Here is a 12,502-nt window from a genome sequence, read left to right on the forward strand (position 1 = left end):
GGCGCGGGCCGCCACGCTGTCGTCCATGAGCCCGAAACGCCTCGTCGTCCTCGACCCCGACGGCACCGCCGGCGACACCTGGACGCACGTGGTGGTCGAGGCGCCGACCGGAGTCGTCTACGGCAACCAGTGCGGCGGCACCGCCAACCGGTTCGGCCAGGCCGAGGGCTTTCTCGTGCCGGTGAACGGCCTCGACGCGCTGGACGTCCTGCGCCCGCTGTTCGAGAAGGAGCTGCGCGGCGCCGGTGCCTGGGGCCACGAGTGGACCGACACCCAGTTGGACAGGCTCCGCGACGCCGTCGGAACGATCAGCTACTGGGCGTGTGACGCGGAGGGGGAGGATCCCACCACCCCGCGCCTGGACGAGAGCCGCCTGCGGGAGGCCGACGAGGCCTGGCTTCCGGTGATCACCGCGGACGGTCCCGGAATCCTGGTGTGGTGCAACTCCGACTGACGTTCCACACAGGACAGCGAAGAGCCCCGGTGCGCGGGAGGTGCACCGGGGCTCGACACTCACTGGCGGTCAGAGCGTCACTCGCGGCACTTCTTGCCCGAGTTCACGCAGTTGACCAGGCGGTTCATGATCTTCTGCGACATCACGTTGGCGAAGTCGTCGTGGTCGGTGAGCGGGTTGTGCTCCTCCTCCGGGAAGGAGTCGACCAGGTAGCGACCGTCCTGCTGGACGTCCAGCGGGATCTTGTAGGTCAGCGAGATGCGCAGCTGCGGCACGGCCTTGAAGCCCTGCTTGCACTTGCCGTTGGCGTCCGGGAACACGATGTGGTCGCGGTGGTTCGCCGAGTCGATGTTCTTGCCGTCCCAGCAGCTCGGGAAGTCGTGCACGCGCTTGACGTCCGAGCCCTGCGGGCAGATCGGGTACTTGTCCATCAGGACCTTGTCCTCGAAGCCGGTGCAGGTCCAGGAGGCCTTGGCGTTCTTCGGGCCGTTCTGGCCGGCCTTGGCGTCGCCGTAGAGCACGCGCAGGAACTTGGGCATCGCGGTGACCTTGCCGACGGGCGAACCGCGGAACGTCAGGTCGACGACGGCCGGGCGCTGGATCTCGCCCTCGTTGCCCTCGAGCTCGTTGTTGGCGTTCTCCTCGCCGTTGTTCTGGTTCTGCTTGTCCTCGGTGCCCTCGGCCTGGGCGTTGTCCGAGTTCTCGTTGCCGTTGTCGAGACCCTTCTCGCCCTGGGCCGCGTCCTTCACCGCACACGCGGCGGCCGGGTTGAGGTCGGGAGCCTGCTGACCCTGGCGGCTGAACGCCAGCATCATCCGGTTGAGGATGGCGGCGCGCTTCTCGCGCGTCGGGCCGACGATGACGTTGTCACGGTCCTGGGCCTTGGTGCCGGCGACCTTCTTCTCGGCCTCCTCGGTCACCTTCTCGATGTTCTCGAGTTCCTTGTCGATCTCCGCCTGGGCGCCTTCCGGCACGTCCTCGGGGAGCAGCGACGCGACGTCGGGGCACTGGAGCTGGGCCTGGTTCTTGACGGCCTTGTCCTTGTCCTGCTGCGCCTTGTCGTCCTTCTTCGGCGGCGCCTGCTCGCCGCCCTCTTCGCCTTCCGCGGCCTCTTCCTCGTCGATGATGCGGACGACGGGCCAGAAGTAGGCGGACTTGTCGCCGTTCTTGCAGGTCGTTCCGGCGGCCTGCAGCGACTGGTTGTTGGAGTCCGCGTTCGTGGAGAGGTTGCCGACGTAGTCGTGCAGGTGCTCGGCACCGTTGCGGACACCGGGCTGTGCGATGAAGTTGTCCGGGTTGAAGTGATTGTTCTCGTTCCGCCCGCAGTTCACGGTGAACGTGCCTGTGGTGGCGTTGTTCTGTTGCCTTGGTTTCTTGACGTTCGGCTTCACCTTGGTGATGTCGACGAACAAGCTCTTGTCCGCCCCGTCGGCGAGCGCGGAGCCATCAGAAGAACTGATGGCCACCACCGCGGCACCGCCCGCGACCACGGCCATCGCCGCAGCAGCGGCGGTGAGCCAGATCGTGGATTTCCTCCGGTGAATAGCCATTTGCCACCTCGTGGTAGTCCGGTAAAACGGCATGGCGAAGTCGGCAGCGCTATGGCGCCGCTGTCTTCGATATGAACCTGGGTGTGCTGTTTTAGAACGAACGAGACTTGCGTCGGGATTTCTTCGACCGGGAGATGAATCTCATCCCCACTAGCGCGAGTGCGAGCACCGCGATGGCGCCGAAGAAGACGCCGTTGTTCTCACCGAAAACGCCCTGCTCGGCGGTGCGGGTGAACCGCGTGCCCTCGGGCACGGTCGGGATCACGCCGTCGGTGGGGTTGGTCGACTGGTCGCCCGCCGCCTGGTCACCCGTCGCGGCGCTGTTGTCCGCGGGTGGTGGCGGTGCGAGTGGTGCCGGTGACTCCAGTCCTGCGAAGTCGACGCGACCGGTGTCCTCGAGCACCTTCATGTGGTCGAAGACGGTGATCATCGCTTGGGTCGAGAGGATGCGCACCAGTTCGTTCTTGGTGCCCGCGCGGATCTGGGCGGCGTAGGCGTAGACCTTGCCGTGCGCCGCGCGCAGCCGGTTGGCGAAGACCGCGTCGAACTCGTCGCCGGTCGCCGCGTCCATCTCGGCGAGCCAGCCCTTCTGCTCGTCCGAGGCCTCGGTGGGCAACGTGTGGCCGAGCAGGACGCCCGCCCGGTTCACCACGTTGTCCAGGAGGGTGTGCCCCTCGATGAGGTGCTTGCTGGCTTCCTGGATCTTGGGCTGGTCCGGCCGCTTGGCCTTGCCCTTCTCCCCAGCGGGCTTCTCCCACAACCCGGCCTGCTTGACGCGGTTCAGGAAGTCCCGGTCAGCCGGTCCGAGCGGGCCCCACTGCGTCTGGACGACCTCGTCGCCCGTCCCGCTGCTCCCGGGAGGCGGGGTGGAGATGGGGGTGGACGGCGTCGTACTCGGCTGCCCGGCGGCGCTCCCGGTGTTCAGGAGCACTGCCAGCACGCAGCCGGCCACCGCGACCATCAGTCGCGTCGGCTTCGCCAAGTCCATGGGGAGTCGCACGAACGGGGATACGGCCAGGAATGGGAGCGCGCCTCAGTTCGAGACGCCGCCGTTATCGAACTGTTATCTCCCGGACCGCAACCCCCCGGCGTTCCTGCTGCATATGCCCGACATAGGGTCGTGAGCATGAGCAAGCGTTTTGTGGCGTTGGGGGACTCGTTCACCGAGGGAGTGGGCGACGTCGACGCCAGCAGGCCGAACGGCGTGCGCGGCTGGGCCGACCGGGTCGCCGACGTGCTGGGTTCTCTCGACCCCGACTTCACCTACGCCAACCTGGCCGTACGTGGCCGCCTGATGCCGCAGGTGCTGGGGGAACAGCTCGAGCGCGCGCTCGCGATGAAGCCCGATCTCGTTTCCCTCTATGCGGGTGGCAATGACCTCATGCGCCCCAAAGTGGACATTGACGCACTTATGCGCCGATACCGCGCGGCCGTCGCACGGCTCGTCACCGCGGGCGCGCGCGTAATCCTCTTCACGGGCGTGGACGGCGCCGACGACCCGGTGTTCCGCAAGATGCGTGGTCGCGTGGCCATCTACAACGAGCACGTGCGCTCCATTGCCGCCGAGCACTCGTGCGTGCTCGTCGACATGTGGAACATGCGCCAGCTGCGAGACCGTCGCATGTGGTCGGTCGACCGGCTGCACCTCAACTCGCTCGGGCACGCCGAGGTCGCCATCTCGGTGCTCGAAGGTCTCGGCGCCGCGCACGCGCTGGAACGGACCGTCCTCGGCGTGGCTCCTCTGGTCGACCGCCGCGCCAAGCGCGCGGAGGACTGGAAGTGGGCGCGCGAGCACGTCGTGCCGTGGGTCGTGCGCCGGGTGCGCGGCGAGTCGTCCGGCGACGTGATCAAGCCCCGTTGGCCGGAGCTGTTGCCGCCCTCGTAACTAGAACGCGTTCTCGCGGGGTGTTCTAACGACGGCAGTGTCTTTTGGTGACGGGTTTCCGCGTGATTCTTTGCATGTAGAACGCGTTCTAGAACCACCCTGGACCTGGATGGATGCAGAGCCCTAGCGTCCGACCGTATGGTTCGCAGGACCGCACTGATCGCACTGACGATCTGCGCGTTGATCGCCGGGTGCGGGAGCAGACTCACCGACGAACAACGCGCCGCACTCGTCGTGCCCCAGGGCGGCTCGGCGGGTGCTCAGGACGGCGTCGTCACCGGCGAGGACGGCGCCGTGCCCGACGGCACCGCGGGCGAGCAGCCGGGCGCCGCGAACCCGCAGCAGCCGAACAAGCAGCCGAACCCGCCCGGCAGCATCGCGGGCGCCTGCCAGGGCACCGGCGGCGCCACGGACAAGGGCGTGACGGCGGGCGAGATCACGATCGCCAACATCTCCGACATCAGCGGCCCCGTGCCCGGCATCTTCCAGTCCGCGCAGCAGGCCACCAAGGCGTTCGTCGAGTACTTCAACGCCACCCAGGGTTCGGTGTGCGGCCGCAAGCTCAAGCTCGTGTCGTTCGACTCGCGCACCGACAGCGGCGGCGATCAGCAGGCGACCGCCCAGGCCTGCGACCAGGCCTTCGCGCTGGTGGGGTCGATGTCGGCGTTCGATCAGGGCGGCGGGCCCGCGGCTCAGGGATGTGGAATCCCGGATCTGCGCGCCTCGACCGTCACGGCCCAACGGCAGCGCACGGCGGTGAGCTTCGGCGCCGCGTCCAACGTCGTGAACCTCGTGTCGTCTGCCGGACCGGACCTGGTCAAGCAGGCGTTCCCCGGCGCGATCGGCAACGCGGCGTACATGTACCTCAACGCCGACGCGAGCGCCCAGAACGCCAAGAGCATGCAGAAGGCGGCGGAGGCGCGCGGCATCAAGTTCGTGTACTCGCAGGCCATCGACATCGCGGACGTCAACTACGCGCCGTACGTGGCGAAGCTGAAGGAGACCGGCGCCAAGATCGTCTACTGGATCGGGTCTGCGCAGTACGCGGTGCGGTTGCAGCAGGCCATGCGGCAGCAGGGGTACACGCCGGAGGCGTTCATTACCGACCCGTCCGCCTACGACCCCGTGTACGTGCGGCAGGGAGGGGCGGCCGTGGACGGGACCGTGGTCTACACGAACGGCGCGTTGTTCGAGGAGTCGAACGCCCAGGTGGCGCTGTACAAGCAGTGGCTCGGGCGGGTGGCTCCGGGGGCGGCGCCGTCGTACTTCGGGATGTTCGCGTGGGCGGCGGCTCGGCTGTTCGTGACGACGGCGGCGAAGGTGGGGCCGCAGTTGACGCGGAAGGCGATGATCGACGCGGTGCGGCAGGTGCACGACTTCACGGCCGAGGGGATGGTGGCGCCGCAGGACGTCGGGGGGAAGCGGACTTCGGCCTGCATGACGCTGGTGAAGCTCAAGGGTGGCGCGTGGAGCCGGTTGGCACCGGCTTCGGGGTACTCGTGCGGGTCGCTGATCGACACGGGGGTCGGGGGATGACCGCGCTCCTGGCGTACACCATCTTCGGGCTCGTCACCGGCGGTGCCTACGCCGTCGTCGCGGGCGGCCTCGTGCTCACCTACAGCACCTCCAAGGTCTTCAACGTCGGCCACGGCGCCATCGGCATGGTCATGGCGTTCCTCTACTGGGAACTCGCCGAGAACCGCGGCCTCCCGCAGTGGCTCGCCCTGCTGCTGGTCGTCGGCGTGGCCGCGCCGCTCTTCGGGCTCGTCGTCGAGCGGTTCATCATGCGCCGCCTGGTCGGCGCGCCGGTCGGCATCTCGCTGGTGGCCGGAGTCGGTGTGCTGGTCGGGCTGATCGGCGTGGCGCAGGTGATCTGGCCGCCGCAGGCACGGCCGGTGCGGCCCTTCCTCGACCAGCTCGGCGTCCACATCGGACAGTCGTTCGTCAGCGGGCACGACCTGATCACGTTGCTGTGCGCGGTGCTGGTGGCGGGCGGGTTGTACGTGCTGCTCAACCGGACGCGCACCGGGCTTGCGATGCGGGCCTGCGTGGACGCGCCGGAGCTGGCGGCGTTGTACGGGACGCGGCCGCACCGGTTGTCGGCGTTGAGCTGGGCGATCGGGTCGGCGCTGGCGGCGTTGGGCGGCATTCTGCTGACGCCGGTGGTGCAGCTCGACTACGTGACGATGACGTTGCTGGTGATCACCGCGTACACCGCCGCGTTGGTGGGGCGATTGCGGAGTCTGCCGTGGACGTTCGTCGGGGCGTTGGGGCTCGGGCTGGTGCAGTCGTACGCGGTGGCCTACCTGCCGTCGTCGCCGTTCTGGATCTCGTTCCGGGCGGCGATTCCGGCGTTGCTGCTGTTCGTGGTGTTGCTGGCGATGCCGCAGTCGCCGTTGCGGATCGGTGGTGTGCGGGGGCAGCGCGGAGTGGCGGTGCCGACCGCGTTGACGACCGGGGTCGGGGCAGGGCTGTTCGGCGCGGCGGTCGTGGTGCTGGCGTTGCTGGTGGACTCGGTGGTGGCCGGGCAACTCGCGCTGGCGCTGGTGTTCGGGATCGTGCTGCTGTCGATGGTGCTGCTCACCGGGTACGGCGGGGTGGTGTCGCTGGGGCAGTTCACGTTCGTCGGCATCGGGGCCGTCACGGTCGCGCGGCTCGGCAGTGCGTCGCCGCTGAGCCTGCTGGCCGGGGCCGCGGTGGCGGCGGTGGTCGGGGCGTTGATCGCGTTGACGGTGTTGCGGGTGAGCGGGCTCTACCTGGCGTTGGCGACCTTGGGGTTCGCGCAGCTCATGGACAAGCTCGTGTTGCAGTCGCCGATCGCGTTCGGGGTGCGGGGGAGTCTGCAGGTGCCGCCGGTGGTCGGGTCGGCCACCGGGCAGATGCTGTTGGCGGCGTTCGTGTTCGTGCTGGTCGGGATCGGGGTGCTGGCGATCCGGCGCGGACGGCTCGGGCGGCGGATGATCGCGGTCAAGGACAGCTCGGCCGCCTGCGCGACCCTCGGCCTCAACGTGCGCTGGATCCGGGTGTGGGTGTTCGCGCTGTCGGCCGCGATCGCCGGGCTGGCAGGCGGGTTGTTCGCGCAGTTGCGGGAAACCGTGGCGGCCAGCGACTTCCAGCTGTTCAACAACCTGCCGTTGCTGCTGTTCGCGGTGATCGCGGGCGTGACGTCGGTGTCCGGCGCGTTGCTCGGCGGGACGCTGCTGATGCTGCTTCCCGTGCTGCAGAGCGGGTTTCCGGCGTTCGCGGGGGTGGCGGTGGTGCTGCTCGGCGTCGCGGCCGCCGGTCTCGCGCGCGATCCGAACGGCCTGGTCAGCTGGGGCTTCCGGGCCTGGTCCTGGCGGCGCGCATGAGCACGTTGCGGGTGGAGGGCGTGACGGTCCGCTTCGGCGAGGTGACCGCGGTCGACGACGTGTCACTCGTCGTCGAACCCGGCGTGACGGGGTTGATCGGCCCGAACGGCGCGGGCAAGACGACGTTGTTCGACGTGATCAGCGGCCTGCGCCGGCCGACGTCCGGCCGGGTCCTGCTGGACGCGGCCGACATCACCGGCCTCGGCCCGCACCAGCGTTCCCGGCTGGGCGTGGCGCGGACGTTCCAGCGGCTGGAGGTCTTCGGGTCGCTCACGGTCTGGGAGAACGTGGTGGTGGCGCTGGAAAGCCGCCGCCGTCCCGCCAAGCTGGCCGGCGAACTCCTGGACCGGGTGGGGATCGGCGAGTTCGCGCACAACCAGGCCGACACCGTGCCCACCGGTGCCGCCCGGTTGCTGGAGCTGGCCCGCGCGCTGGCCACCGACCCTTCGTTGCTGCTGCTGGACGAACCGTCGTCCGGGCTCGACCGCGCGGAGACCGAGGAGTTCGGCGAGCTGCTGCGCCAGCTCAGCGCGGAGGGCCGGTCGGTCGTGCTGGTGGAGCACGACATGGACCTCGTCATGGGCTACTGCGACCACGTGCACGTGCTGAACCTGGGACGGCTGCTGGTGTCCGCCACGCCCGACGTCGTCCGCGCGGACGACGGAGTCCGGGAGGCGTACCTCGGATGATCGACCTGATGGACGTCCACGCCGGCTACGGCCGCATCGAGGTGTTGCGCGGAGTCTCGCTGAACGTGCCGCGCGGCACCGTCACCGCGTTGCTGGGCCCGAACGGCGCGGGCAAGTCGACGCTCGTCAAAGTCCTCAGTGGACAGATCAGGGCCACCTCCGGCCACGTCCACCTGGCGGGCGTGCACGTCAACGACGCGCCCCCGGACGAACTGGCCCGCGCGGGACTGTGCACGATCCCGGAAGGCCGCGCGATCTTCCCGAACCTGACCGTGGCCGAGAACCTGCGGCTCATGCGCGGCGACCCGGCCGTGGTCTACGACAGGTTCCCGAAGTTGAAGACGCGGCGGGGGCAGCTCGCGGGGTCGATGTCCGGCGGCGAGCAGCAGATGCTGGCGTTCTCGCGGGCGTTGCTCACCGACCCGGCGGTCGTGGTGATCGACGAACTCTCGATGGGCCTGGCCCCGGTGATCGTCGCCGAGCTGTACGAGGTGGTGGGGGAGCTGGCGCGCGCGGGCGTGACGATGCTGATCGTCGAGCAGTTCGCCGAGACCGCCTCCGCCGTCGCCGACCAGGTCGTCGTGATGACACACGGAACCGTGTCCGCCGACCACGACCTCGCCACCGTCTACTTCGGAGGGACGACATGAGGTACGCGCTCGTTCTGCTGCTCCTCCTGCTGTCCCCGGCACCGGCTCAGGCCGCGGACATCGGCGGTTTCACGCTCTCCGCCCACGCCGCGCCGATCTCCGTGCTGCTGCACACCGATCTGCTCCCGGTCCCGGCCGAACCGCAGGGCGAGGTCCACCTCTCCTACACCCAGACCGAACTGGGCTCCGGCCCGATCGGCCGTTCGCTCGCCTCCTCGGTGTGGCCGGGCGCCGCCGTGGGCACGGGCCTGCCGCAACTGCTCGGCTTCGCCTACCCGGTGCAGGCCAACGCGGCCCACCCCGGCGGCCCGGCCGATCAGACCCAGCCGGGCATGCGTGCCGCCGCCGGTGCCGCGAAGGCCGAGTCGTACGCGGGCGCCAAGCAGGAGGTGCCGTTCCTGCTCACCGCCGACGGGCTCTCCTCCACCAGTGTCAGCTCGGTCAGCACGTCCGAAGCCCGTTCCACCGCCGTCACGTCCGCGCAGACGATCTCGCTGCTCGCCGGACTCGTCGTGCTGTCGGGCGTGAAGTTCGAGTCCGTGGCCGTGAGCGACGGCGCGAAAGGCAGCGGCACCAGCACGTTCAACGTCGCCGAGGTCACCGTGCTGGGTCAGAAGTTCCCGGTCAAGTCCCCGGACGCACCACCGGACGGCCTCCTGAAAGCCTTGGCGCCACTGGGCATCACCCTCGACTGGCCCACCGCGTCGTCGAAGGTCGAGGCCACGGCGGCGACCTCGACCTCGCGCGGCCTGACGCTGACCGTCGACGTCCTGGCGTTGCGCACCAAGCTCGGCCTCGGCGGCATCCTGGACGGCATCGTCGCCCCGCTGCTGCCCAAGGAACTCGTGCCGCTGCTCAACCCGCTGCGCAAGATGGTGGTGATCGTCGGCGACACCGAGGCCGTCGCGAACGCCTCCGCCGCCGCACCCCTGACCCCGCCCGACGTGCCCGCGCCCGGCATCGTGCCACCGCCGGCACTCGACGCACCCCCGCCGCTCTCCCCGGGCACGCCGCCGGTCGCGGGCGTGAACCCACCGGCCAAGTCCGTGGTGCCGGTGGCCTCCGCCCGCACCCGGCCCCGGTCGTTGCTCGACTTCCCGGGCGTGCCGGCGTTGCTGGTGCTCACCGGCCTCGGCGTCGCGGCGGCCGGTGCGTTCGGCATGAAGTCGTTCGGCACGTTCCTGCTGGGCGGCGCCCCCTGTCCTTCCGGGCACCCGACCGGTGTCCCCGACCTGAGGGTGAAGCCATGACGATCCAGGACCGCCGCCGGGCCCGCCTGCGCAACGGGCTCGGGCTGGTCGGCACGATGCTGATGACGGCGGGCATCGCGGCGATCCTCTTCGCCTGGTGGGGCGTCGCGCACACCGGGTACACGTTCGAGCAGATCCCGTACGTGGTGTCGGGCGGGATCCTCGGGGTGGGCCTGATCGGGGTCGGCGGGTTCCTCTACTTCGGGTCGTGGCTGACGAAGCTCCTGGAGGAGCAACGCCAGACCACGTACGCGCTCCTCCAGCTGCTGGAAGAGCGCGACCGGGAACGAGATCGCGAGAAGTTGGAACGAACTAGCGTGCTGTGAGTGCGTAAGCGGGCAACGGCACGTTGCCCTTGTCCCGCGCGACCTGCCGCAGCAACTCCTTCGCCAGCCCGTCCGGCGCGTCGTGCACCGCGAAGCCGACCTCCCAGTCGGCGTCCTGCAACGCGCTGGTGTCCACCGTGGACACCTCCTCGACCTGCCACCCGGTCCGCTCCAACGCCTCCAGCACCGTCGCGCGCGTCAGCGGCGCCCGCACGTTGAGATCGGTGTCGCCCGCGCGCCGGTCCTGGGCGAGCACGGCCAGCAGGTGCGGGATCTGGTCGGTGTGCGCGGGCATCGGGTCCCACTCGGCGAAGCAGAGCCGCGACCCGAGCTCGCGCGCCTTCCCCAGCGTCCGCTCCAGCAGCCCGGCGGACGCGAAGTACCAGGAGCAGTGGACCAGCACGACGAGGTCGTAGCCGGTGCCGACGTCGTCGGTGAGCACGTCCGTCTCGAAGCGCATGTCGATCCGGGACCCGAGCGGGCCGTCCTGCAGGCGCCGGGCGGAGTCGCCGACGGTGATCGGGGCGCCGTAGCCGGGGACGGCGATGTCGGTGCCGACGACGCGGCCGTCCGGGCCCACCTGGTCGGCCAGCACGGCGGTCATGTCGCCCTGGCCGCAGCCGATCTCCAGAACCCGTGCGCCCTGGGGGATCTGCCAGGTCCCGGCCAGGTCGAGGCGGTAGGCGGTCTGCGTGAGCTGGATGTCCGGACTTACCTCGTAGGCCGCCATCAGCTGCGCGAGTTCTTGAGCGTTCATATGGCTCGGAGAGTACGACTGAAACGTGCCGGTCGCGGAACCGGTTTCTCCCACGTCAGCGGGTTTCGTCAGCGACCGAACAATGTGAGTCTTAAGTGGATTTAAGGTGAGAGCGTTCTCATCCAACGTCTGTACCAGCACAAACAGTGTCCGTTTCATCCCCTTGAACAGGTGGTTTAGACCAGTTAACGTGCCCTTCATCACGTACCCCCTGCACGTGAATGGAGCACCATGAAGAAGTTTCGCTGGCAGATCCTGACTCTCGGGCTGGCGATAGCCACCGTGGTCGGAGGCGTGGTCGCCGCACCCGCGAGCGGCGCGTCGGGCGTGACGGCGGCGTTCACGAAGACGTCGGACTGGGGCAGCGGCTACGAGGCCAAGTACACGATCTCCAACAGCGGCGGGTCCGCGCTCTCGTCGTGGACCGTCGAGTTCACGTTGCCGAGCGGGCAGTCGATCGCGTCGCTCTGGGACGGCAGTTACGCGGCCAACGGCCAGAACATCACGGTCCGCAGCACCTGGAACGGCACCGTCCCGGTGGGCGGCAGCACCAGTTTCGGCTTCACCGTGAAGGGATCGGGCGCCGGCCCGTCCAACTGCAAGGTCAACGGCGGTTCGTGCGACGGCACCGGCAACCCGCCGACGACGACCACGACGACCACCACCACGACGACGTCGAACCCGCCGTTGCCCGGCAACGGCCGTGGCGCGCCGTACCTGTACCTCGGCTGGGGCAACCCGCAGAGCGCCACACAGGTCATGAGCCAGACCGGCGTCAAGTGGTTCACGCTCGCGTTCGTGCTGTCGAGCGGCGGCTGCAACCCCGCGTGGGACGGCCAGCGGCCGCTCACCGGCGGGGTCGACCAGCAGACGATCAACGCGATCCGCGCGGCCGGTGGTGACATCGTGCCGTCGTTCGGCGGGTGGAGCGGTAACAAGCTCGGCCCGAACTGCTCGACCCCCGAGGCGCTGGCCGGCGCGTACCAGCAGGTCATCAACGCCTACGGGCTCAAGGCGATCGACATCGACATCGAGAACACCGACGAGTTCGAGAACGCCGAGGTCGCCGACCGGATCGTCAACGCCCTGCGGATCGTCAAGCAGAACAACCCGGGCATCCAGACGATCGTCACCTTCGGCACGTCGACCACCGGCCCGAACTTCCACGGCAACCGGCTGATCGACCAGGCGAAGGCGTTGAACGCGAACATCGACGTGTTCACGATCATGCCGTTCGACTTCGGCAGCTCCAACGTCCGCCAGGACACCATCAACGCGGCGACGGGGCTCAAGAACAAGCTCAAGTCGACGTTCGGCTGGAGCGACGCCGAGGCGTTCAAGCACGTCGGCATCTCCGGCATGAACGGGCTGTCGGACCAGCGTGAGCTGACCACAGTCGACGACTGGACCGCGATCCGCGACTGGTCGAAGTCCAACGGCCTCGGGCGACTGGCCTTCTGGTCGGTCAACCGCGACCGCGGCGGCTGCGACGGGCAGGTCTCCGCGAGCTGCTCGGGCATCCAGCAGTCCGAGCTGGCGTTCACGAAGATCACCGCCGGCTTCTGAGCACGCTCCGGTAGGTAAGCGACTA

Annotated in this window: 12 protein-coding genes; 9 read left to right on the plus strand and 3 right to left on the minus strand. The window is 69.1% G+C overall.

Annotated elements, in window-relative coordinates; translation table 11 throughout:
• The first annotated feature begins 25 nt into the window (after positions 1–25).
• Positions 26–454, plus strand: a complete 429-nt coding sequence (locus JNUCC0626_RS01690) for a DUF6210 family protein (RefSeq protein ID WP_394617834.1) — start codon at positions 26–28, stop codon at positions 452–454.
• A 77-nt stretch (positions 455–531) separates the two neighbouring features.
• Here the strand turns inward: JNUCC0626_RS01690 and JNUCC0626_RS01695 are convergent, their stop codons facing one another.
• Together JNUCC0626_RS01695 and JNUCC0626_RS01700 are read right to left on the minus strand one after the other, a co-directional pair.
• Complete coding sequence (locus JNUCC0626_RS01695) at positions 532–2,004, minus strand: DUF1996 domain-containing protein (RefSeq protein WP_394617835.1); 1,473 nt, start codon at positions 2,002–2,004, stop codon at positions 532–534.
• A gap of 91 nt (positions 2,005–2,095) precedes the next feature.
• Positions 2,096–2,992 carry a DUF4142 domain-containing protein gene (locus JNUCC0626_RS01700; RefSeq protein WP_394617836.1) on the minus strand — a complete coding sequence of 299 codons (897 nt, stop codon included), beginning with the start codon at positions 2,990–2,992 and terminating at the stop codon, positions 2,096–2,098.
• A gap of 138 nt (positions 2,993–3,130) precedes the next feature.
• Here JNUCC0626_RS01700 and JNUCC0626_RS01705 point away from each other — a divergent pair, with 138 nt between their 5' ends.
• The 7 genes from JNUCC0626_RS01705 (at position 3,131) to JNUCC0626_RS01735 (ending at position 10,154) form a co-directional block, all read left to right on the plus strand.
• A complete protein-coding gene (locus JNUCC0626_RS01705; protein WP_394617837.1) occupies positions 3,131–3,889 on the plus strand; it encodes an SGNH/GDSL hydrolase family protein in 759 nt (252 codons plus the stop codon).
• A 138-nt stretch (positions 3,890–4,027) separates the two neighbouring features.
• A complete protein-coding gene (locus tag JNUCC0626_RS01710; RefSeq protein WP_394617838.1) occupies positions 4,028–5,425 on the plus strand; it encodes an ABC transporter substrate-binding protein in 1,398 nt (465 codons plus the stop codon).
• The gene (locus JNUCC0626_RS01715) at positions 5,422–7,239 is read left to right on the plus strand and encodes an ABC transporter permease (RefSeq protein ID WP_394617839.1); all 1,818 of its coding nucleotides are present in this window, start codon (positions 5,422–5,424) and stop codon (positions 7,237–7,239) included. Before JNUCC0626_RS01710 ends, JNUCC0626_RS01715 begins: the two co-directional genes overlap by 4 nt.
• The gene (locus JNUCC0626_RS01720) at positions 7,236–7,928 is read left to right on the plus strand and encodes an ABC transporter ATP-binding protein (RefSeq protein WP_394617840.1); all 693 of its coding nucleotides are present in this window, start codon (positions 7,236–7,238) and stop codon (positions 7,926–7,928) included. Before JNUCC0626_RS01715 ends, JNUCC0626_RS01720 begins: the two co-directional genes overlap by 4 nt.
• A complete protein-coding gene (locus JNUCC0626_RS01725; RefSeq protein WP_394617841.1) occupies positions 7,925–8,578 on the plus strand; it encodes an ABC transporter ATP-binding protein in 654 nt (217 codons plus the stop codon). The genes JNUCC0626_RS01720 and JNUCC0626_RS01725 overlap by 4 nt, the downstream gene beginning before the upstream one ends.
• Positions 8,575–9,828 (plus strand): choice-of-anchor P family protein, encoded by a 1,254-nt coding sequence (locus JNUCC0626_RS01730; protein ID WP_394617842.1) that lies wholly within the window; start codon positions 8,575–8,577, stop codon positions 9,826–9,828. Before JNUCC0626_RS01725 ends, JNUCC0626_RS01730 begins: the two co-directional genes overlap by 4 nt.
• The gene (locus JNUCC0626_RS01735) at positions 9,825–10,154 is read left to right on the plus strand and encodes a hypothetical protein (protein WP_394617843.1); all 330 of its coding nucleotides are present in this window, start codon (positions 9,825–9,827) and stop codon (positions 10,152–10,154) included. The genes JNUCC0626_RS01730 and JNUCC0626_RS01735 overlap by 4 nt, the downstream gene beginning before the upstream one ends.
• Here JNUCC0626_RS01735 and JNUCC0626_RS01740 read toward each other — a convergent pair.
• On the minus strand, positions 10,141–10,911 hold the full coding sequence (locus JNUCC0626_RS01740) for a methyltransferase domain-containing protein (protein ID WP_394617844.1): 771 nt from the start codon (positions 10,909–10,911) through the stop codon (positions 10,141–10,143). The genes JNUCC0626_RS01735 and JNUCC0626_RS01740 overlap by 14 nt on opposite strands.
• A gap of 231 nt (positions 10,912–11,142) precedes the next feature.
• On the opposite strand from JNUCC0626_RS01740, the gene JNUCC0626_RS01745 reads away from it, so the two are divergent.
• Complete coding sequence (locus JNUCC0626_RS01745) at positions 11,143–12,477, plus strand: cellulose binding domain-containing protein (RefSeq protein ID WP_394617845.1); 1,335 nt, start codon at positions 11,143–11,145, stop codon at positions 12,475–12,477.
• Positions 12,478–12,502: the final 25 nt, after the last annotated feature.

This window comes from Lentzea sp. JNUCC 0626, from assembly GCF_043632865.1.
In the GTDB taxonomy this organism is placed as follows: domain Bacteria; phylum Actinomycetota; class Actinomycetes; order Mycobacteriales; family Pseudonocardiaceae; genus Lentzea.